This is a genomic window from Desulfoconvexum algidum (genome assembly GCF_055382125.1).
Genome location: NZ_AP042394.1, coordinates 477007 through 497046 on the forward strand (window position 1 = coordinate 477007; position 20040 = coordinate 497046).

General features: G+C 48.4%; 20 protein-coding genes and 1 riboswitch. Of the genes, 9 read left to right on the forward strand and 11 right to left on the reverse strand.

Annotation, left to right across the window (positions count from 1 at the left end; genetic code table 11):
- The first annotated feature begins 204 nt into the window (after positions 1-204).
- The 7 genes from ACZ45G_RS02100 (at position 205) to thiE (ending at position 7719) form a co-directional block, all read left to right on the forward strand.
- Entirely contained in the window at positions 205-831 is a 627-nt protein-coding gene (locus tag ACZ45G_RS02100; RefSeq protein ID WP_464174989.1) for a TetR/AcrR family transcriptional regulator, read from the forward strand.
- Between the two features lie 10 nt (positions 832-841).
- A complete protein-coding gene (locus ACZ45G_RS02105; protein WP_464174990.1) occupies positions 842-2188 on the forward strand; it encodes an acetyl-CoA hydrolase/transferase family protein in 1347 nt (448 codons plus the stop codon).
- 250 nt (positions 2189-2438) lie between these two features.
- A complete protein-coding gene (locus ACZ45G_RS02110) occupies positions 2439-3779 on the forward strand; it encodes an APC family permease (protein WP_464174991.1) in 1341 nt (446 codons plus the stop codon).
- Positions 3780-3875: 96 nt separating this feature from the next.
- Positions 3876-4625, forward strand: coding sequence for a sulfite exporter TauE/SafE family protein (locus ACZ45G_RS02115; RefSeq protein WP_464174992.1), 750 nt, complete (start codon positions 3876-3878; stop codon positions 4623-4625).
- 74 nt (positions 4626-4699) lie between these two features.
- A riboswitch (TPP riboswitch) is annotated at positions 4700-4799 on the forward strand.
- A gap of 111 nt (positions 4800-4910) precedes the next feature.
- Entirely contained in the window at positions 4911-5801 is an 891-nt protein-coding gene (thiM, locus tag ACZ45G_RS02120; RefSeq protein ID WP_464174993.1) for a hydroxyethylthiazole kinase, read from the forward strand.
- Between the two features lie 36 nt (positions 5802-5837).
- Entirely contained in the window at positions 5838-7064 is a 1227-nt protein-coding gene (locus ACZ45G_RS02125; RefSeq protein ID WP_464174994.1) for an Nramp family divalent metal transporter, read from the forward strand.
- Positions 7065-7074: 10 nt separating this feature from the next.
- Positions 7075-7719: a thiamine phosphate synthase gene (gene thiE / locus ACZ45G_RS02130; RefSeq protein ID WP_464174996.1), complete on the forward strand. Its 645-nt coding sequence runs from the start codon at positions 7075-7077 to the stop codon at positions 7717-7719.
- Positions 7720-7793: 74 nt separating this feature from the next.
- On the opposite strand, the gene ACZ45G_RS02135 is transcribed toward thiE, so the two are convergent.
- The 11 genes from ACZ45G_RS02135 to ACZ45G_RS02185 form a co-directional block, all read right to left on the reverse strand.
- Positions 7794-9038, reverse strand: coding sequence for an acyl-CoA dehydrogenase family protein (locus ACZ45G_RS02135; RefSeq protein WP_464174997.1), 1245 nt, complete (start codon positions 9036-9038; stop codon positions 7794-7796).
- Between the two features lie 11 nt (positions 9039-9049).
- Positions 9050-10561, reverse strand: a complete 1512-nt coding sequence (locus ACZ45G_RS02140; RefSeq protein WP_464174998.1) for a class I adenylate-forming enzyme family protein — start codon at positions 10559-10561, stop codon at positions 9050-9052.
- Complete coding sequence (locus ACZ45G_RS02145; RefSeq protein ID WP_464174999.1) at positions 10558-11010, reverse strand: MerR family transcriptional regulator; 453 nt, start codon at positions 11008-11010, stop codon at positions 10558-10560. Before ACZ45G_RS02145 ends, ACZ45G_RS02140 begins: the two co-directional genes overlap by 4 nt.
- A gap of 199 nt (positions 11011-11209) precedes the next feature.
- Positions 11210-11953: a substrate-binding periplasmic protein gene (locus ACZ45G_RS02150; protein WP_464175000.1), complete on the reverse strand. Its 744-nt coding sequence runs from the start codon at positions 11951-11953 to the stop codon at positions 11210-11212.
- A gap of 129 nt (positions 11954-12082) precedes the next feature.
- Entirely contained in the window at positions 12083-13018 is a 936-nt protein-coding gene (locus ACZ45G_RS02155) for a 5-oxoprolinase subunit C family protein (RefSeq protein ID WP_464175001.1), read from the reverse strand.
- Positions 13015-13725, reverse strand: a complete 711-nt coding sequence (gene pxpB / locus ACZ45G_RS02160; protein ID WP_464175002.1) for a 5-oxoprolinase subunit PxpB — start codon at positions 13723-13725, stop codon at positions 13015-13017. Before pxpB ends, ACZ45G_RS02155 begins: the two co-directional genes overlap by 4 nt.
- Positions 13726-13727: 2 nt before the next feature.
- Positions 13728-14501, reverse strand: coding sequence for a LamB/YcsF family protein (locus ACZ45G_RS02165; protein WP_464175003.1), 774 nt, complete (start codon positions 14499-14501; stop codon positions 13728-13730).
- Between the two features lie 15 nt (positions 14502-14516).
- A complete protein-coding gene (locus ACZ45G_RS02170; protein ID WP_464175004.1) occupies positions 14517-15827 on the reverse strand; it encodes a TRAP transporter large permease in 1311 nt (436 codons plus the stop codon).
- Positions 15827-16330, reverse strand: a complete 504-nt coding sequence (locus ACZ45G_RS02175; RefSeq protein WP_464175005.1) for a TRAP transporter small permease subunit — start codon at positions 16328-16330, stop codon at positions 15827-15829. The genes ACZ45G_RS02170 and ACZ45G_RS02175 overlap by 1 nt, the downstream gene beginning before the upstream one ends.
- 82 nt (positions 16331-16412) lie before the next feature.
- On the reverse strand, positions 16413-17402 hold the full coding sequence (locus tag ACZ45G_RS02180) for a TRAP transporter substrate-binding protein (RefSeq protein WP_464175007.1): 990 nt from the start codon (positions 17400-17402) through the stop codon (positions 16413-16415).
- 79 nt (positions 17403-17481) lie between these two features.
- A complete protein-coding gene (locus ACZ45G_RS02185) occupies positions 17482-18174 on the reverse strand; it encodes a GntR family transcriptional regulator (RefSeq protein WP_464175008.1) in 693 nt (230 codons plus the stop codon).
- A gap of 169 nt (positions 18175-18343) precedes the next feature.
- On the opposite strand from ACZ45G_RS02185, the gene ACZ45G_RS02190 reads away from it, so the two are divergent.
- Both ACZ45G_RS02190 and accC read left to right on the forward strand, forming a co-directional pair.
- Positions 18344-18595 (forward strand): acetyl-CoA carboxylase biotin carboxyl carrier protein, encoded by a 252-nt coding sequence (locus ACZ45G_RS02190; RefSeq protein WP_464175009.1) that lies wholly within the window; start codon positions 18344-18346, stop codon positions 18593-18595.
- Between the two features lie 32 nt (positions 18596-18627).
- A complete protein-coding gene (gene accC / locus ACZ45G_RS02195) occupies positions 18628-19968 on the forward strand; it encodes an acetyl-CoA carboxylase biotin carboxylase subunit (protein ID WP_464175011.1) in 1341 nt (446 codons plus the stop codon).
- Positions 19969-20040: the final 72 nt, after the last annotated feature.

Here is a 20040-nt window from a genome sequence, read left to right on the forward strand (position 1 = left end):
GCTTGAATCGGTGTCTAAAACGATACAATATCTCCCGTCTTCCATCCATTCAAGCCGGCTCTGTGACTCACCTGAATGATTATCTTTGATTTTTTTTGATAAAAATAACCATAGATACCTTGTTTTTTGTGCAAAATAGGTCTATTTCAGGAATGGATATTCCAAATATGGAATATCCATTCCTGATCATATGGAAGGATAAATATGGGCAAAAAAAAGGAAGACAGAAAAAAACAGGAAAAGGATCGGAACCGCGAGGAGGTCATCTCGTGTGCCATAGTTCCGTTTTATAAAAAAGGGTATCGAGGCGTCACCGTGCCCGAGATTGCCGCAGCCGTCGAATTCGGTGTGGGAACCCTCTATCGCTTGTTTCCCGGCGGAAAAGAAGAAATCTACCATGCCATGATGGAAATCGTAGTCCGGGCATTTGAAAAAGAAATAGAAAAACACATGAACGGCGCGGAAAATGAGGTCGATATGGTCCGGCGGTATATCCGTGCCGCAGCTGCAGTATATGAAGCCTATCCAAGGCAGATGGTCATGTACGTGAGGGACACAGCCGGGGTGGGGTTGGATTTGGGATTCGGACTTACAAAAGAATTTGCATTCCGGTACAGGGCCTGTGCAGCACATGTTGAACAGGCATTAATCAAAGGGCAGGAAAAAGGCGAATTCACTGTCCTGCCTCCGGGAATGTCTATGATGTGCCTGCGAAGCGCCATTAACGGTTTCTTCATGAGCAGCCTGGAAAATGAAGAAAAGAAAACGATTAGCGAGACTGTCGGGTTGATTGAAACATTTTTTTTTAACGGAGTTCTAAAAAAGAATTGAAAGGAGAAGTGTGTTGTCATACCAGGAAAAATACAGAGAAAAGCTCAGGAGCCCTGAAGAAGCTGTCAAAATTGTAAAGTCAGGGGATAATGTGGATTATGGTTTTTTCAATGGAAAGCCGGGGGTCTGTGACCAGGCCCTGGCGGACCGGTCCGGGGAACTCGAAGACGTGTCGGTTTTCTGTGCCGTATCCCTGCCGCCGATTCCCATGGTGGCGACAAAGCCGGAGGCCTTTATATACAATGATCTGCAGTTCAGCAAACTGACCCGTATCCTTGCCCTTCAAAATCAGAACCTGTTTTACATGCCTGTGCTGTACCACCTGCTTCCCAGGTTGATCCGGGACGGTGAAACTGAACCAAGAAATGTCGGCATGTACCAGGTCTGTCCCATGGATGAAAAAGGATGGTTCAATCTCGGGCCCCAGAATTCAGAGACACTGACCAAGATGGAAGTGAACCGCAAGGTTATTGTTGAGGTCAATAGGAACCTGCCGGTTTGCTTGGGCGGTGCCGAAGAGGCGGTTCATATATCAAAGGTCGATTTTATCGTGGAAGCCCCTGAAGACCAAGTGCCCTTTGATGCCCCGGCTGTTCAGCCCAGTGAAATAGATAAACAGATTGCAGGGCGAGTCATGGAAAAAATCACCGATGGCAGCGTCATCCAGCTGGGTATCGGTGGTATGCCCGATGCCGTAGGAAAAATGATTGCAGAAAGTGATCTCAAGGACCTTGGCGGTCACACGGAAATGTTTGTGGATGCCTACGTTGACATGATTGAATCCGGAAAAATGAACGGCGCAAGAAAAATATTCGACCGGAACCGGGTAGCCTATACATTTGCCATCGGCTCACAGCGGATGTACGATTTCATGAACAACAACCCAGCAATAGCCTCCTATCCAGTCACTTATATCAATGATCCTCGGGTCATCAGCCGCCACGACAACTTTATTTCCATTAACAATGCACTTCAGGTGGACCTGTATTCCCAGGTGAATGCCGAGAGCAGCGGATATACCCAGATATCAGGCAACGGCGGTATGTGGGACTTTGTCCTGGGTTCCCAATGGTCAAAAAATGGAAAGAGTTTCATCTGTCTGGCCTCCACGTTTACGGACAAAGAGGGCACTGTGAAGTCCCGTATTGTACCTACCTTTGCCCCCGGTTCCATTACCACCATCCCGAGACAGATGGTGGATTACCTGGTCACAGAATATGGAATGATACGCATGCACGGTCTTCCGACCTGGCAACGTGCCGAAGCCATTGTTAACCTGGCCCATCCTGATTTCAGGGATGATCTGATCAAGGCTGCACAGGTCCAGGGGATTTGGAAACAGAGCAATAAAAAATAGACACATCCGGTGAGGATGGTTGCAACCCGTCTATTTGTGAATTTTTGTTCCGGTATTGTGTCGTATTTTAAAATGAATTAAAATAAAACAAAGGTGGATTCTCCAGAACTGATGTGATATTTTTCCAACCCGCGTGTCAAAGGCACCGGGGATTTATAGAACTCCTGTTGTCGGATTGAGATACAACCGACAGCAAGGAGTTTTGTTCGTTTATAAGGGTGCGTTAATTATTTTTAATATGGAGTGTGAAGTGGAAAATCTTCAGAAAAAATATGGTTTTTGGACGGCCACCGCCATGGTGGTCGGCATTGTCATTGGATCCGGCGTGTTCTTTAAGGCGGATGATGTTCTGGTTGCATCGGGGGGAAGCTTGCCCACGGCCCTTTTTGCATGGCTTATCGGTGGCGGTATTATGGTGGTAACCGCCTATGTCTTTTCCAAGATTGCAACGCGCATCGAAAAAGTCAACGGACTTGTTGATTACTTTGAAGCGGCCTATGGCCAGAGAGCAGGCTATCTGGTTGCCTGGTTTATGACCTTTGTATATTACCCCACCCTGGTCGCTGTATTGGCCTGGGTATCTGCCAACTATACCGCAGGACTCCTGGGGGCGGAACAGGCTGTATGGCCAGTTGCCGCCGTTTACCTGGTCACTTTTTTCTGCCTGAATTGCTATTCCCCGGTACTGGCCGGCCGTTGGCAGGTGTCCTCCACCATCATCAAGATGATCCCCCTGGCAATTGTGGCCGTTGTGGGGAGTATCTGCGGGCTGATGAACGGACAGACCCTTCAGAGCTTTACCCATGCAGCCCAAACGGTTTCCAGTGGTGGCGGCCTGGCCGTGGCCACCCTATCCACAGCCTTTGCCTACGAAGGGTGGATCATCGCCACCTCCATCAATGCCGAGTTAAAAGATGCCAAAAAAACATTGCCCAAAGCATTGATTGTGGGTACCCTTGCCGTTGTTATTATTTATATGCTTTACTATCTGGGCATTTCAGGAATCCTGTCCAATGACCAGGTCATTGCAGCCGGTGATGATGCACCGGTAAGGGTCCTTGAAATCATTTTAGGTAACCTTGGGGGGACTTTTTTGACGGTATTTGTGGTCATCTCCTGCCTGGGAACACTTAACGGCCTTGTCATGGGGTCTGCCCGGGGCATGTATTCCATCGCTTCCCGGGGCATTGGGCCGAAGGCTGATTTTTTTAGCCGGGTCAATAAAAAAACAAACTCCACCATAAATTCAGCGCTTCTGGGATTTATTCTATCTGCTTTCTGGCTCGGGGTCTGGTATGGGAATTTTGCCGGGTGGTGGGGTGGTTTCATGGATATTTCTGAATTGCCCATCGCTTTTTTATATGTCATTTATATTTCTATCTATGTCTGGGTTATGAAGAACTTTGATGATTTAGGCTTCATGGGAAGAGTGATGGCCCCGGCCCTTGCCGGAGCAGGTTCCTTGTTTATTATCTGGGGTGCCATACAAAAGGATATGTTTTTGCATTTTGTCATGGTCACATTGGTCATAATGTGTTTTGGGTTTTTGTTTATGAATGGCAAGTCGTCATCGGTAAAGAGCGGGGAATGAGACAGGTTCCAAGGGTCCCCTGGCCAAACTTTAAATCCCATGCCGGGTCTGGACCGAAGAGATCGGCATATTTTTTTATAATATTGGACAGATAACATGGACGCTCTTACGCTTATCATTGTATTTTTTTCCTTTGGCCTGAGTTTTCTCTTTGCCCTTGGTGGTGTGGGCTCTGCTGTGGTGCTTATTCCGACCCTGTCCTGGCTGGGGGTCCCCTTTAACCTGGCCCGACCGACAGGGCTGTTTGTCAATTGTGTGAGCATGCTGGGGGCCACCTATTCCAATTTCAAGGAAAAGCGTCTGGATATCCGGTTGGGACTTCCCATCATTTTGTCTTCCATAATCCTGGCACCTGTGGGGGCCTGGGTGGGACACCTGGTGCCCACCCGCTTTTTGCTTCTAATCTTCATTGGTTTTCTTTTTTTCTCAGGATCAATGATGCTTTTTTTTAAGGGTTCTAAATATGCGGACCAGTACCGGGAAGATCGACCCGTTCTAGGCCCGCTTTTGGTGGGGGTCCTGGCAGGATTTATTTCCGGCCTTTTGGGTGTGGGCGGAGGCGGTGTTATTTCTCCTCTCATGATTCTCCAGGGCTTTAATCCCAAGAAAGTGGCCATGGTCACGGCCTTTGCCGTTCCCTTTTCTTCTTTTTCGGCCTTTGTGGCATATGCTGCCATGGGATCGATTTCATGGAAAATCCTAGCTGTTGCCGGATTGGCAGCCTGGGCAGGGGGATTCCTTGGGACAAAACTAATGCAAAAAAAAATGCATCCCCAAACCGTGAAAAAACTATTGGGAGGCGTATTGCTTCTCCTTGGGGTCAAACTTTTTTGGTCACTGGTTTAATGATCCGTCAACCAGAAGTCATGTACGAATGAGTTGACAACTGCCGCTTCAAAGGTCATATTGAATCGTTAAATTGTGTTTGCTGGGGGAGCTTGAAAAGGCTGAGAAGGAGTATCCTGACCCTTGGAACCTGATGCGGATAATACCGATGAAGGGAAGCTTTTTGTTTCATTGTTTAAATCATCTCTTCCCTGTGTGTTTTTCCCTGCATCAAAATTGTGCTGTAAATTTTATGCCTGTCGTTTTTGGACAGGATATGGATTAATTTTGTTACCAGGGGTGTATATGATTGAAATAGAAGGACTGTCCCATAGGATCTACGAGTTGTACTGCAAAATACGTGAGCTGCGGCCGCTGGTTCATGTTGTCACAAACTTTGTAGTAATGAATGAGACGGCAAATGCCCTGCTGGCAATCGGCGCATCCCCCACCATGTCCTGGGCCCAGGAAGATGCCGCATATCTGTCAAAGCTTTCCGACAGCCTCTGCATTAACATCGGGACACCTGTCAAAGACCGCATTGATGTGATGGAATCTCTTATGCTCTTTGCACAAGAGACAGGGAAACCGGTTGTTTTAGACCCGGTAGGCGCTGGTGCAGGTGCCTATCGAACCGGCATTGCAAAAAAATTATTCTCCATTGCCCCGGATAAAATAATAAGGGGCAATGCATCTGAGGTATGCGCACTTGTGGACAAAAATCACACCACAAGGGGCATAGAAAATAATGTGGCCCAAAAAGAAGCCAAAAAAATACTCATGGGGCATGGCCGTGCCAACGGGGAAACCAACTTTACCGTGGACAAGCAATCCGGGCTGGACAGCATCCTGGAATTTGCTTCCTGTTTGATTGTCAGCGGAGCTAAGGATATGATCTTTGATAAAAATGGGGGGATCACCCTTGAGAATGGCTCAAGCCTTATGAGTGCCGTTACGGGCACAGGGTGCATTCTTTCTGCCATAACCGCCGCCTTTTATGCCGTCAGTGACAATGGGGGGGAGGCCGCCATTGCCGCTTGTTCAATCGCCGGTATCGCAGGAGAGCTTGCTGCACAAAAAGCTAGTGGGCCGGGAACGTTCATGGCGCATTTTTTGGATTCTTTGTATAATATGGATGAAAAGACCCTGGAGACCCGGCTGAAAGTGGCATCCAATCGTCCTGGTATTATAATTTAAACCCAATTTTATTGTGGAAAAGTGAAATAATCTCTCATGGAATATATTGAAAAAAGAAAAAAATCCCGTCTTAAAACAGCTATTTCAGCCTTTGGGCCGGCATGGGTCATCAGTGCGGTGGCAGCAGGTCCCGGCACAACCTTAAGTGTTGCAAAAGCTGGGGGTACTTATGGATACAGCTTTTTGTGGGTAATTGTTTTAAGTGTTGTTTTGGCCTTTGTCTGCCAGTATATGGCGGCCAAGACAGCCCTTATCGGGGGGAAGGGGATTGTGGGTATTGTTGAAGAAAAGTGGGGCAAATCTTTTGCCTGGCTGGTTACCATTGATGCCCTTCTGGTTATCTGGCTGTGTAATGTGGTTTTATTGAAAATCCTGGTTTCTGTAACCGGATTTGTAACCGGTATGGTCACGCCGTTCTGGGGGGTGTTTTTTGTGGCTGTTTTTTATGGTCTTGTTGCCTGGGGCGGGTATAAAACCATCGAAACCATCTGTAAACTGGTTGTATCCCTTTTGGTCATCTGTTTTATTGCCACTCTTTTCATCGCCAGGCCGGACCTGGGGTTGGCCTTGGGCGGCCTGGTTCCAAATTTTACGACCTTTGGCAAGCCTGAGATACTGATGATGACCGCCATAATGGGCGGTTCCATCCATGTCACCATCCTGTCCATGCAGACCTATACTGTCCATGAAAAGGGATGGAAAAAGACCGATTTAAAACTGGCCTTGACCGACACCGCCGTATCGCTTCTCGGGGCGTTTGGATTATATTGCACGGCCATTTATCTTACCGGCGCAAGTGTGCTCCACCCCGAAGGCATTAAAGTTGCCAACTTGTTTGAAATGGCCGATGCCATTCAGCCGCTTTTGGGCGAATATGCCCATGGATTTTTCTGCCTTGGCATCTGGTGTGCTGTTTTTTCAACTATAATGCCCACCTTTATTGCCGCATCCTATGTCCTGGGGGATAAGATGAAATGGGACCTGAAAGTGGGGGATAAACGCTACAGGATGATCATATTGGCAGGGTGCCTCATTGCCCTGCCGGGATCGTTTCTTCCCGGGAAACCCGTGAACCTTTTAATGTTAATGCTTGCCCTGTCATTTATCGGCACCCCGCTCTTTGTGGGGATCTTCCTGAAATTACTCAACGATCGAGACTGGGCAAAGGAGAATAAGAATACATTTTTGCTCAATGCCGGAGGCGGCCTGGCTTTTTTCGTGACAATTTTTCTGGGTGTAAAATGGCTGTGGCAGATTTTATAAGGAGTTTAAATTGAAGATAAATAAAAAATCCCTGTGCTTATATCTTGTAACAGACAGGGCATGGCTGAAAGAAGAATCTCTGGCTGATCAAGTTGAACAAGCGGTTAAATCTGGGGCGACCTTTATTCAGTTAAGAGAAAAAAAATTAGCCTTGACTGAATTTATACGAGAGGCAAAAAAAATTAAGCTTATTGCTGATGCATACCACATCCCCTTTGTCATTAATGATAATATTGATGTTGCCATGGAAATTGATGCCGATGGTGTTCATGTTGGACAAAATGATATGAATGCCCGGGATGTGAGAAAAATAATTGGTAAACATAAAATTCTTGGGGTGTCCGCTGAAACGGTGGAACAAGCCCTGACCGCTGAAGATTGCGGGGCAGATTATCTGGGCGTAGGTGCGGTATTCAACACGGATACCAAGCTTGATGCCCAAAGTATCTCCTTTGATACCTTAAAAGAGATCACAAAACGTGTGAGGATCCCTGTTGTGGCAATTGGTGGTATTAATGAAAATAATATCTTAAAATTAAAGGGAAGTCACATTGATGGTGTCGCAGTCGTATCCGCAATTTTGGACAGACCCGATATCTGTCTTGCCACCCGAAATTTAAAAAAACTAGCTGAAGCGCTGACAGAAGGCGCCTGAGCCTGGAATGTTAACCCACCCGCCCTGAAGTTTAAGGGGGGGTGGGTTTTGTTCTTACCATGCTCCGATCTCGGTTATTCAAAAATTTTTTCGTCAATCGCCTCGGCTTCGGCAGCATCTGCTTCCATATCCCGGATCTTACCCTGGCTTTTATCCTGCCAGTATTGTTTGTACCATTCATTGGCAATGATTACGGACATGACCTCGTTGGTTCCGGTCCAGATGGAGGCAAGTCTTAAGTCTCTTACGATTCGTTCCACCGGATAGATATTGGTGTATCCAATACCGCCCATGACCTGCATGGCATTGTTCGCAGCTTTCTGGCAGGATTCGGTTACAAATTTTTTGCTTTGGGAGACCAGGCGCCGGATCTGTTTGTCATTGATTTGTTCATCCACTGCTCTTGCCGTCGTATAGATCATGGCCCGGGAAGCATCCAGAAGGGTGACAGCTTCTGCCACCTGGAAGGAGACGCCCTGGAACTGGGCCACGGGCTGTCCGAATGCCTTTCTTTTTGAGGTGTAGCCCGTGGCCACATCAATTGCCGGGGCGGCGGCCCCAATGGTCATGGCCGCAGTTCCTAGACGTTCGGGGATCATCATTGTTTTAAAAATTTTCACCCCCTGGTTCAGTTCTCCCAGAAGGTTTTCCTTTGGGACCCGTACATCCTCGAACACCATCCGGGCCGCCCCGCCGCCCCGGCAACCCATAAGGCCGTAGAGGTATTCGCTTTTAACGCCCTGGGTTTTGTCCACAATAAAGCAGGAGATGCCCTCATGGGGCTTGGCATCCGGATCGGTCCTGGCATAGACCAGAAAATAATCAGCCCCTTCTCCGCCGACGATGAATCGTTTCTGACCGTTTAACACAAAATGATCCCCACGGTCCACGGCCGTGGTGGTGGTGCCGAAAAAATCAGACCCGCCCCGGGGCTCGGTCAGGCATTCTGCTGCAAAGATCTCTCCCGCCAAAAGGGGTTTGACATATTTTTCCTTCTGGGCATCATTTCCGTGGAGAATAATGGCATCGCAGACAAGTTCCGCCCCCACGCCAAAGGTGCAGGCAAAAATATACCCCAGCGTTCCCACCTCTTCCATTACCATGCAGGTGGAAACCCAGTCCATTCCCCTGCCGCCCCATTTTTTGGGATAGCGGCATCCCATGAGGTTGCGTTTTCCAGCTTCCTGGAGAAATTCCTTTGGGAACTGGATAATATCGGCATCCATGTCCAGTATCATTTTTCTTGGGATTGATTTTACAAAATCCCGGGTTTCGTCCCGGAGTTTTTTCTGTTCTTCATTTAAAAGATAATCAAACATATGGGGGGTCCTTATTCGTTTTTAAATTGTTGTCTGAGTTTGTATTTCATCACCTTCCCACTGGGGGTGTGGGGCAGTTCAGATATAAAATGAAAGTTTCTAGGCATTTTGAATTTGGCCAGGCGCTGGGCCAAAAATACCGATAAGTCCTCGGCGGTCAACTGGGTCTCCTTGTCCAGGACAATCACGGCATGGACGGTCTCCCCCCAGTCGGCATGGTCGGCTCCGATGACGGCGACCTCGCTGATGCCGGGGTGTTCCATGATCTTGTCTTCCACCTCCTTGGAATACACATTTTCTCCGCCCGTGACAATCATGTCCTTGATGCGGTCCACGATAAAAAGATATCCGGCCTCATCAATCTTGACCATGTCACCGGTTTTGTACCAGCCGTCCATAAATGCCGCCTGGGTGGCTTCCGGGTTATTCAGGTAGGCCTTCATCATGGAGTCAGCCTTGAGCCAGATTTCGCCGGTTTCCCCGGGGGCGGCCGGTGTTGTATCGTCTTTCATCACCTTCATCTTCGCACCGGGAAGGGGTTTGTTGCCGATGGAACCTGCGTGTTCTCCATGGTCTTCGGGGGTGAGAACAGCTCCTGTGGGACCGGATTCTGTCATGCCGTATACCTGAAAAAACCGGTCCGATCCATAGCTTTTGACCAGCTTTTTTACCGTTTCCGGGGCAATGGGGCCACCGCCGTATATCCATGCCTTCATGGACGACAGGTCGAAATCTGCAAAATGGGGGATCACCTTAAGGGGCATGAGATAGGAAATGGGGGCGCCAAAATAGGCTGTACACCTTCGTTTCTCAATGGCCTCCAGAAAAAGCAGGGGATGGTATTCCCGGATGATAACAGCGGTGCCGCCCGCGGTGGTGATACCCATGAACCAGTTGTTTAAGGGAGATGAGTGCCAGATGGGCATGGCAATGAGCATCCGGTCATTTTCATCAAGGTTTATGGCCCTGGCACCGGTGATCCCGGCTGCGACAACACTTTTATGGGTGTGAAGACATCCCTTGGGGTTACCGGTGGTGCCGCTGGTATAAAGGATCTGGGCCAGGTCATCTGGTTCGATGGGCAGCGGCGCAAAGGTGTCTGACCTTGCCATGGCATCCCCCATAAAGTCGATGTTGTCTGCCCGGGTATCCATGCTTAATTTATCTATTTTTTGTTCCAGTAAGTTGGCAACGCTTTTGAGGCTGCCGTCAAACAAAAAAAGGCTAGTCTGGCTGTCTTTGAGGATATAATCCACCTCAGGGGCCGTGAGTTTGTGGTTGACCGGGACCACGATTCCGCCGGCCTTTAAAACACCGAAATAAGAAAAGACAAAATCAAAGCTGTTCTGGCCCATGATGGCCACAGGATCCCCTTTTTTTATCCCCAGGGCCTGGAAGCAGGCCGCTGCCTGTTCACTTTTATCTTTGACCTGCTGAAAGGTGAATTCAGTTTCCATGTCACACAGGGCAAGTTTGTCCGGGTGATTTTGCGCATTGGTATCAACAAGTTTTACGATCGTCATTTTTTTCCCTCCTGGTCTGGGTCGTTGGTTTGCTGTTTCAATTGCGTGATGCGGTGGATGAGTTTTTGCCGGGTCGCAAGAATATCTTGTTCCAGAAGTTCCAACTCCTTTTTTCTGTCCTGGAGTTGTTTTAATTTGGTATCCCCGTACGCGAGACTTTTTTCAATCTGCTGGAGTTCATCCGGGTCGGCATTGGCCATGCCGATCATCTCAGAAATTTCTTCCAGGCTGAATCCAAACCGTTTTCCCCGGAGGATCAGCTTGAGCCTTGCCTTGTTCCGGGGGGTATACACCCGCTGGTTGCCGGTGGTCCGGCCGGGCTGGATCAGTCCTTTTTCCTCGTAAAACCGGATGGTCCGGGTGCTGATATCCAGCTGGTCCGCGATTTGGGAGATGGTCCATCTCTCCTTATCCACCTCTTTTGGGTTGATTTGTTTTTCTTTGTCCATTGACTCTCCTGAAACATTAATTACAGTTAACGTTTACGTAAACTGTAATCAATGCCCTGTCAACAAAAAAAAAAGAGATTCTCTTTGACTAAAAGGGGGAAATCAAGGCAAGTGCCTAACTCAATGCATTGAAAATAATGTTGAAGAACTGGAATGGAGGTGGGCTGATCTGTTTGAAGCCTGCTCGGGCTTAGTGGATTTAGTGGGCCGGAACCGGCAGGTTCCGCTGGGTATAATACGCAATGATAATCTTTTCGATTTCTCCCTGTTCAATCATTTGACGGATCACAGATTCGATTTTGTCAATTTTTCCCATCAGGTGGGATTTTTTTGAAATACCGATATAAACCTGCTTTTTTTTGCTGAAGCGGTAGCGGGCTATCTCTATTTTATCAGCAAATCCCATTGCATGAATTTGATCAAGACCGCGGCCTTCCGGGTAAATTACCGTGTCCAGGCGCCCAAGCAAAAGTTTTTTGAAATTGGTCATTACTCCGGGGGCCGGTTCTTTGTTTAATCGGTTGTCTCCGTCAAATTGATGAAAATATTTTGATCCCAGGGTGGTTCCGATCTTTAAAGAATAGAGATCCTTATAGGTCTGAATGAGCGAAGACCTTCCCTTGGGAACAAAGAAAACAGTGTCTGACCGTTCCTTATAGGGGGGCTGGACAAAGTGGATATATTCCTCCCGTTCCGGCCGTTTCAGCAGGCCCGCCATAAGATCAATGGTGCCATTTTTTATCAGATAAAGCCTTCTTTTAAAGGGATCTTCCCGGATGATAAGCGTGACCTTTAACTTTTCGGCAATGGCATTTAAGATCTCTGCATCTATCCCATTACTGTTTTTTTCTGCCACCGAGGAGGTCAGGGTTTCCCGGGCAATTAAAGGGGGGGACCAAATAAGTGAGGTGAACAGCAGCGATAAACAGATCAGAATTTTCATTGTCCTATTATCCATTGGTTGAGGTTGCCTGGGCTAAACCGAATTTTTAAAAAATCCATATCAGCAATTAAAGGCCCTGTAAAGCCAAAAACAATTCTTTGTTTCTTTGGCGCTTTGGCTGGTAGGAAATCAAAAAGAGGCTTTGATTTTTTTAATTTTAAGGGTTTCTTCCCTATGGAGGGCATGGGCTACCTTTAAATTAATTTTCTCAAAGACAAGGGTGTCCCCGGGGGTGGTTTGTGCCACCTTTGATAAATCCGTGGAAATCACGGTGGCGATTTTGGCATATCCCCCCACCGTCTGTTCCACCAACAAAATGATGGGCTGACCGTCCGGCGGGATCTGGATGCTTCCCGGCATGGCAGGTTCTGAAACGATGCTTTTTGGCATGTTTTCTTTTATGGGCAAGGGATTGCCCATGAGACGGTATCCCATGCGGTCTGCCTTTGGGGTTACCATGTAGTCGCTTCCCCATAAGGGGGTTTCCTCCAGATTAAAGTAATCGTCCTGGGGGCCTGAAATAACACGGATAAGGGCATGGGTCGGGTAGCGTGGGATAAATTCATGGGCAAGGGTGCGGGGGGATGGTAACAGAGGGACGTCATGGGTTTCAAGGGTATCCTCTTGTTGAAGGGGTCTGCCCTTAAATCCGCCAATTTTTCCCCCCACATAGGTGGAAAAACTTCCCATTACCCGGGGAACCTTTATCCCGCCGCTGACCGCAAGGTAGGCCCGGCAGCCCTGTTGAACCTGGGAGATTGTCAGAAAATCGCCGGGTTTTACCCGAATGGACTTCCATTGTTCAACAGGCGTGTCATTGAGGGTCATTCCCATTTTTGCCCCGGTAAGGGCAATGTCCATCTCTTTTTTAATTTCAAGTTTCGGTCCCATGACGGTAATTTCAAGAACGGCACTGGCATCATTTCCCACCAGAAGGTTCGCCATCTCATAGGCAAAGGAATCCAGAACACCGGATGTCGGGACCCCCATTTGCTGGAATCCAAATCTTCCCTTGTCCTGGATGGTTGTAAATCCGCCCGGTGCCATAATTTTTAGTGCGCTCATTTGTTCTCCTCTTCCTGGGCAAGCTGTGTGTATTCAGGCTCAGATATGGGAATAAATTTTATTTTATCGCCGGCCTTATACAAAAAAGGATTGGAGCGATGGGGTGCAAAAAGTTTTAGGGGGGTTTTTCCGATGATCTGCCAGCCGCCGGGGCTTGCAATGGGGTACATGCCGGTCTGGTTGTTTGCAATTCCCACGGATCCTTCGGGGACGTGCATGCGGGGTGTTGTCAGCCGGGGGGTAAAAAGTGTGGCATCCAGTCCGCCCAGGAAAGGGAACCCCGGGGTAAATCCAACCATATAGATGAGGTAAGAAGGTGCACAATGGCGCTGGATCACCTGGTCTGTGGTCAGTCCATGGGGCTTTTGTACATTCTCGATATCCGGACCGAATCTGCCGCCGTAACACACCGGGATCTCGACGATTCTGGCCGGTGTCATGGCAAGGGTTTCAAGGGAATTTTCCACCTGTTCTATCAAGGGACAAAGGATATCCGGATTGGTTGCCTGGGGGTCATAGACGAACAAAAGGGACCTGTAGGTGGGGATAATTTCCCTGACACCAGTCGGCATCGTTTTTTCCAGGGCCCGGGTCATGGCCCTGACCTTTGCATTTACCTTTGGGTCAATGCCCTCTCCAAATTCCACCAGAAGACCTGTGTCCCCTGCCAGGTGGTATACGGCTCGTTTAAAGAGTTGTGATTCCATGGCTAACCCTGCTCTCCCATGGGGCAAACCTTAATATTGTTTGTCCCCAGAACGTCTCGGATGGTTTTGACCAGATTCACAGCCCCCAGGGTGTCCCCGTGGACGCAAAGGGTCTGGACATCCAATTTAAGGGTGGAACCGTCCATGGCAATGACAAATCCATTGGCCATGTCAAGGGCTCTCTGGGCCACCTCATCTGGATTTGAAATAACTGCTCCGGGCTGTTTTCTGGACACAAGGGTTCCCTCTGGCGTGTAGGCCCGGTCGGGAAAGGCTTCATAGACCACCTTGAGCCCCAGCTCTTCTCCCATGCGCCGCATGGTTTCCCCTTTCTTTCCTGCCAGGGCAACAAAATAGAGATTCGGGTCAAGGTCCATGATCGCGGTGGCAATGGCCCGGGCAATGGTTTGATCTTCAACGGCCTCAAGGTAGAGGGCCCCATGGGGTTTTACATGGGCAAGTTTTGTCTTGTGAACTCGGCAGAAGGCTTCAAGGGCACCAATTTGATAAATGAGATAGTTTCGGATTTCCTGTTCGGTGCAGGCCATGTTTCTTCGGCCAAACCCCAAAAGATCGGGAAAGCCAGGGTGGGCACCGATACCCACCCCATGTTCAACGGCAAGTTTTACGGATTTATTCATGACCAGAGGATCTCCTGCATGCCAGCCGCAGGCAATATTGGCCGAGGTGATATGCTGCATTACCTGGTCATCCATGCCGATTCGGTAGGCACCAAAGCTTTCGCCCATGTCACAATTTAAGTCGATAACGGTCATCGGTCACACTCCTTTCTATTTGGCTGCCATGAGATTTGGCAGGTACAAGGCAATTTCCGGAAAAATTGTCAAAATTACAGTTGTCAATAACATTAAAAAGAAGAAGGGCATGGCATACCTTGCAATTTTTGTGATGGGCTCACCGGTGAGTCCCTGGATTACAAAGAGGTTGAACCCAACCGGCGGCGTGATCTGGCTGACTTCCACCATTAAAATAAGATAGATGCCGAACCAGATGGGATCAAATCCGGCTGCCGTTACCATGGGCAGGGCAATGGGCAGGGTCATGACCACAATGGAAAATCCGTCCAAAAGGCATCCCAGAAGAATGTATACCCCCCCCAAAAGCAGCATGAGCATATAGGGGGACAGGTTCAGTTCCATAATCGCCTGGGTAATGGCTGCCGGGATTCCCAAAAATCCCATGACCCGTGATAAAAACCCGGCACCCACAACGATGAGCATGATCATGGCATTGGTCTTAACGGCCCCCATAAGACATTCAAATATAATTTTCAGGTTCATCTGGCGGTTGAGGAGGGCAAAGGCAAAGGCCCCGAAAACGCCCAGGGCCGCAGCTTCTGTCGGGGTGGCATAGCCGCCGTAAATACTGCCCAGAACCATGAGAATCAGCACAAAGGTGGGGGCAAGGTCCTTAAGGCCGATGATGCGGTCTGCCCAGGAATAGCTGTCCTGGGTTCGGGGGGCAATTTCAGGGTTTTTGATTCCCCGGTAAATAATGTAGGAAGAATAAATACCGGCAAGCAATAACCCCGGTAAAATGCCGGCCATGAACATTTTTCCGATGGAAACCTCGGCTAAAATGGCATAGATGATCATGATCAGGGAGGGGGGGATCAAAAACCCCAATGTGCCGGCGCCCGCCAGGGAGCCCATGGAAAGGCTTCTATCATATCCCAATTTATCAAACTCTGCCAGGGTAATCCGGCCCACGGTGGCGGTTGTGGCGGCGCTGGAACCGGAGACTGCGGCAAACAGGGTGCAGGACACAATATTCATGAGCAATAGTCCCCCGGGCAGACGATAAAGCCAGGGCACCAGGGCCTTGAAAAGTTTTTCCGAAATTCCGGATCGATAGAGGATTTCCCCCATGAGAATAAACAGGGGCAGGGCCACATATTCCCATTTTTCGATGGTTGACCACACCGATGAGGCCATGTTGCTGCCGGCGGGCAGGGTTCCAAAGAGGGTCATGCCGACAAATCCCACAATGAAAAGGGCAAAGCCAACCCAAACCCCTGCGGACAGTGCCAGGAAAAGTACCCCAAACACCACACAGGTCATTACCAGGAGATCTGCTTCCATTATACGATTTCCTCTTGGGTTTTAATTGCCTGGCAGGTCTTGATGCTGGTGGCAACCAATTGAATAAAAAAAATGCCGGCACCCGTGAGCATGAGGGCCTGGGGAATCCATAAAGGGGTGTGGGTCAGGGTGCCCGAGGTGGATTCATACCGAAAGGCTGATCTTACCATTTTAAACAGGTACCACCACAGATACCCCATGAAGGCTGTGGTGATCATCGTCGCCACAAATGTGATGATCCGGGTCGCCCTGGGGGGCAAAAAGCCCAGGATCAAGGTGATCCTGATATGACCCTTTTCTTTGAGGCAGTAGCCTGCCCCTAGAAAAATAATGGCAGCCAGACCATAGGCACTGTACTCATCGGCTATCAAGGTGGTTTTTTGAAACAGGTTCCAGATGAAAATCTCCACCAAAATCAACACGGTCATCAGCCCGAGAATTACAGCAGAAATTTTGGCCGAAAGATCGCTTAAGCTGTCTGCCAGTCTTGCAAGTTTATTCATGTATATCACCAAAATTTAAGGGGAATGGACCAAAAAGGCCTATTCCCCCCGGAATCAACCTGGTTTATAATATAAGCTGCTTCTAACGGCCGGTAATTTGGTAATACTGGCTGAGAACGGCCTGGGCATCTGATCCTGCTTTCTTTGCCCACTGGGCCCTTAGCTTTTCACCAACGGCATTGAGCTCTGCCCTAAATTCCTTGCTGACCGGATTAATGGTCATTCCGTTTTCGATCAGGGTGGCCCGGCTTTTACGGTCCATGTCGCCTGCAAGATTCCACATGTCGTCTTCCATTTGGGTGGCAATTTCAAGAACAATTTCCTGGGTTTTCTTGTCCAGTTTGTCCCAGGCCGCCTGGTTGACATTGATCATGTTCACAGGACCCACAATATTGATGGGGGTAAAAAACTTTAAAATTTCCCATGCCTTGGCATCCACACCTGAAGGAGAAGAGGTATACATGGAATCTAAAAGACCTGCTTTCATGGCCGGATAAACTTCGGAAAAAGGCATTTTTCTGGCGGCAATACCCGTGGCTTTCCCAAAGGCGAGGCCCGTGCCGTCATAGACCCTCATTTTTAAGCCTTTCAAATCTGCTTCGGACTGGATTTGACGCTGGGTGTAGATACCGGAAAAAGGCCAGATGGAGGTATAAAGGGTCTTTTGGTTAAATCGCTTTAAATTTTTGGCATACACGGGTTTGGCAAGCTGATATAAGAGCCGCTGTTCAAAGGCGTTGGTGGAGATAAATGGCTGGGCCGTAAGCGCTAGGACCGGTGCATCTCCTTCAACCATGCCCGTGGGAATTTCGGCAAGTGCCAGCTGGCCTTCGGCAACCGCCCTTAAAAGTTCTGGTCCCTTGAATCCCAGGGAAGAGCCCGGATGCAGTACAATGGTCAGCTCTCCATTGGTTGCTTTGGCCACTTTATCGGCAAATGTTTTGGCTCCCTGGGAGTGAAAATTACCTGCAGGATAGTTCAGGTGCAGATCCCATTTGGTTTTTGCCATGGCAGTGGAAAACAGGGTGAGGGAAAATAATAAGCCCATCAAACCAACGAATACTTTTTTCATTTTTTTCTCCTTTTTATTGGGGTGTATGAAATGCGTATTGATGCTTCGCTCCTTAATTTAAGATGTCATGACATGAAAACTAAGATGTCATAAAAACAATGATGCGCTGCCTGAAGGTCATAATATGGTCGTGGATGAGTTCTTTGAGGCCTGGCCCCTCTTTTTCCAAAACAGCTTTTATTATTTTTTCATGCTCCTGAAAGACCACCTCATAGTGGGCTTCAATGGGCTTTTTGGGGTCAATGATATTATCATAGGATAAATAGGAGAGCCGCTTGGCTTCGGTTCTGATATCCCCCACCGCCCGGACGAGAAATTCATTTTGGGAACACCTGGCAAAATTCATGTGAAATTCATGGTTTGCCTCCACCAGACCAAAAACATCATTCTTCTGGATGGCCTTTTGAACATTTAAATTGGTGGCGTTCATTCGTTTGATGAAAGTAGAACAATCCTTTTTAATGGCGATGTCCACCAGGCCCATCTCGATGAGGTTCATGCTTTCAAACATGGCCTTGGTATTCTGCAGGGTAATGGGGCGGACAATCACCCCCCGTTTTGGGTGGGATTCCACCATTTTTTCGCCATGGAGCCTGACAAGGGCTTCTCTGATGGGGGTTCTGCCGATGCCCAGGTCTTCCACTAGCTGACTTTCTTCAAGGTGCTGGCTGGGTTGATATTCCAGACAGATGATTCTTCTGACGATTGTTTCATAGGCAGTAACAGCCAATGGTTGCTTGGGAATTTTTTGTATTTTTGACCTATTATTCATGCCGTAAAATAACCCTTTTTTTGGGTGTTTTTTGCCAAGATAAAAATATACTTGACATAGATTCAAAATATATGTCAAGTATATTTTAAAAAAATCATCGTATAATTATCAATGGATAACAACAACTTAAATATTATAAATGCAAATTGAACCATAAGGAGAAAGATCAATGGGAGATAATACCTATACCCTCACTTCGCCTGTCATGGGAACTTTTTACAGGGCGTCTGCACCCGGGGAAAAAGCCCTGGTGGAAGAAGGCCAGTCCATCACGTCGTCGGATATCATCTGTGTGATTGAATCCATGAAAATTTTCACGGAACTTCGTAGCGAACACCCGGGGGTGGTCAAAAAAATATTGGTTGAAAACGAAGATCCTGTCATGAAGAACCAGGCATTGATAGAGATTGAGCTCAATTAAGACCTACGCCAGATAAAACCATGGGGGGCACTATGTTATTTAAGCGGATATTAATCGCAAACAGGGGAGAGATCGCCCTGCGGGTCATCCGGGCCTGTAAGGAAATGGGGATTGAGACGGTGGCGGTGTTTTCAGATGCCGACAAGGAGAGTCTACACGTAAAATATGCGGACAGGGCCGTCAATATAGGTCCTGCCCTGAGCTATAAAAGTTATTTAAACATGGACCGCATTATTGCTGCGGCAAAGGAGACAAACGCCTGCGCCATCCATCCGGGGTATGGGTTTCTCTCGGAAAATGCTGACTTTGCACAGGCCTGTGTTGACAATCAAATTACCTTTATAGGCCCATCTGCTAAAACCATTGCCATGGCCGGGGACAAGTCGGTTGCCAGGCAGACCCTCATTGCCCTTGGTATTCGTGTTATTCCGGGCAGTGATGACATTGTTTCATCGGCGGACATGGCCTGCGCCATTGCCGGTCCGCTTGGGTATCCCGTGATATTAAAGGCCGCTGGCGGCGGTGGCGGCCGGGGAATGAGAATTGCCCACACCCCGGATGCCCTCGTGGGGGCTTTTGCCATGGCCTCAGGAGAAGCAAAGGCAGCCTTTGGAAATCCCAAGTTATACCTTGAAAAATATATTGAAAAACCCCGGCATATTGAGATTCAGATTTTAGGTGACAGCCAGGGCAACTATATTCATTTGGGAGAAAGGGAATGCAGCATCCAGATGAGATACCAGAAGCTCATCGAAGAATCCCCTTCTTGCTTTGTGGATGAAACCCTTCGCAAAACCCTTGGTGAAACCGCCGTCAAGGTGGCTAAAGCTGTTGGGTATACCAATGCCGGAACCATGGAATTTTTGGTGGACAAGGATAAAAACTATTATTTCATGGAAATAAATGCAAGGGTCCAGGTGGAACATCCGGTGACAGAGATGGTCACAGGGGTAGACATTGTGGAACAGCAGATCTTGATTGCAGCAGGAGAATCCCTTAAGCTCAAACAAGATGATATCGTCCTCAATGGATGGTCCATGGAGTGCAGGATCAATGCGAGTGATCCGGCTGACAATTTCATGCCGTCTCCGGGTCAGATTGAATCTGTGATTTTTCCCGGGGGCCCGGGAGTTCGAGTGGATACCCATATATATGACCGATACATGGTCACCCCTTTTTATGATTCTCTCATCGGAAAGCTGATTGTCTGGGCAAAGGACAGGCCTTCTGCCATTCGCCGGATGAAACGGGCATTGGCAGAATTTGAGATCACGGGTATTGAGACCACCATCGGGTTTTACGGGCGAGTCTTTGACGATGAACGTTTCCAAAGGGGAGACATTGACACCCATTTTCTGGACTCCATGGAATAAGCGCCATGGAATAAGCGCCATGGAATAAATATGAATCGGGTCCGAGCAATTTATTGACCGGACCCACTATAG

Bases quoted from the DNA above. Each gene is read 5' to 3' on its own strand.
- ACZ45G_RS02180 (WP_464175007.1), bottom strand. From the start codon at position 17,402: ATGAAAAAAGTATTCGTTGGTTTGATGGGCTTATTATTTTCCCTCACC.
- ACZ45G_RS02185 (WP_464175008.1), bottom strand. From the start codon at position 18,174: ATGAATAATAGGTCAAAAATACAAAAAATTCCCAAGCAACCATTGGCT.
- ACZ45G_RS02175 (WP_464175005.1), bottom strand. From the start codon at position 16,330: ATGAATAAACTTGCAAGACTGGCAGACAGCTTAAGCGATCTTTCGGCC.
- ACZ45G_RS02100 (WP_464174989.1), top strand. From the start codon at position 205: ATGGGCAAAAAAAAGGAAGACAGAAAAAAACAGGAAAAGGATCGGAAC.
- accC (WP_464175011.1), top strand. From the start codon at position 18,628: ATGTTATTTAAGCGGATATTAATCGCAAACAGGGGAGAGATCGCCCTG.
- thiM (WP_464174993.1), top strand. From the start codon at position 4,911: ATGATTGAAATAGAAGGACTGTCCCATAGGATCTACGAGTTGTACTGC.
- ACZ45G_RS02125 (WP_464174994.1), top strand. From the start codon at position 5,838: ATGGAATATATTGAAAAAAGAAAAAAATCCCGTCTTAAAACAGCTATT.
- ACZ45G_RS02140 (WP_464174998.1), bottom strand. From the start codon at position 10,561: ATGACGATCGTAAAACTTGTTGATACCAATGCGCAAAATCACCCGGAC.
- ACZ45G_RS02115 (WP_464174992.1), top strand. From the start codon at position 3,876: ATGGACGCTCTTACGCTTATCATTGTATTTTTTTCCTTTGGCCTGAGT.
- ACZ45G_RS02150 (WP_464175000.1), bottom strand. From the start codon at position 11,953: ATGAAAATTCTGATCTGTTTATCGCTGCTGTTCACCTCACTTATTTGG.
- pxpB (WP_464175002.1), bottom strand. From the start codon at position 13,725: ATGGAATCACAACTCTTTAAACGAGCCGTATACCACCTGGCAGGGGAC.
- ACZ45G_RS02165 (WP_464175003.1), bottom strand. From the start codon at position 14,501: ATGACCGTTATCGACTTAAATTGTGACATGGGCGAAAGCTTTGGTGCC.
- ACZ45G_RS02170 (WP_464175004.1), bottom strand. From the start codon at position 15,827: ATGGAAGCAGATCTCCTGGTAATGACCTGTGTGGTGTTTGGGGTACTT.
- ACZ45G_RS02145 (WP_464174999.1), bottom strand. From the start codon at position 11,010: ATGGACAAAGAAAAACAAATCAACCCAAAAGAGGTGGATAAGGAGAGA.
- ACZ45G_RS02155 (WP_464175001.1), bottom strand. From the start codon at position 13,018: ATGAGCGCACTAAAAATTATGGCACCGGGCGGATTTACAACCATCCAG.
- ACZ45G_RS02135 (WP_464174997.1), bottom strand. From the start codon at position 9,038: ATGTTTGATTATCTTTTAAATGAAGAACAGAAAAAACTCCGGGACGAA.
- ACZ45G_RS02190 (WP_464175009.1), top strand. From the start codon at position 18,344: ATGGGAGATAATACCTATACCCTCACTTCGCCTGTCATGGGAACTTTT.